Origin of the sequence: Citrobacter sp. TBCS-14 (assembly GCF_005280805.1) — a bacterium.
In the GTDB taxonomy this organism is placed as follows: domain Bacteria; phylum Pseudomonadota; class Gammaproteobacteria; order Enterobacterales; family Enterobacteriaceae; genus Citrobacter; species Citrobacter gillenii.
Window position 1 is genome coordinate 1 of the sequence record NZ_SZWM01000965.1, and the last position, 248, is coordinate 248.

1 protein-coding gene is annotated in these 248 nt (G+C 39.9%); it reads right to left on the reverse strand.

Annotation, left to right across the window (positions count from 1 at the left end; all coding sequences use genetic code 11):
- Positions 1-248, reverse strand: a 248-nt coding sequence (locus tag FDX22_RS22285; RefSeq protein ID WP_222592562.1) for a hypothetical protein, incomplete at both ends; no start/stop codon positions are given.

A 248-nucleotide genomic window follows, 5' to 3' on the forward strand; every position in this document is an offset into this window, starting at 1 on the left:
TTTTGGTCTACCAATACAGTAGGTTTGAGTGCTTTTGAACCTGTATAGACAATAATTTCATCTACTCCAACTTCAGAGGCAATTTCAGCGTCATCATTTTTAATACGAACGTGAGCATTTGCAGTTGCTTGACGTAACTCATCTAACAAGGCTTTACGGTCTTCTGCTTTAACAATCAAATAACGACGTCCAGCAGTAGGGCGAACAAAGTCAACCGCTTCTTCAATAGCGTCAGCAAATGGAGTTTT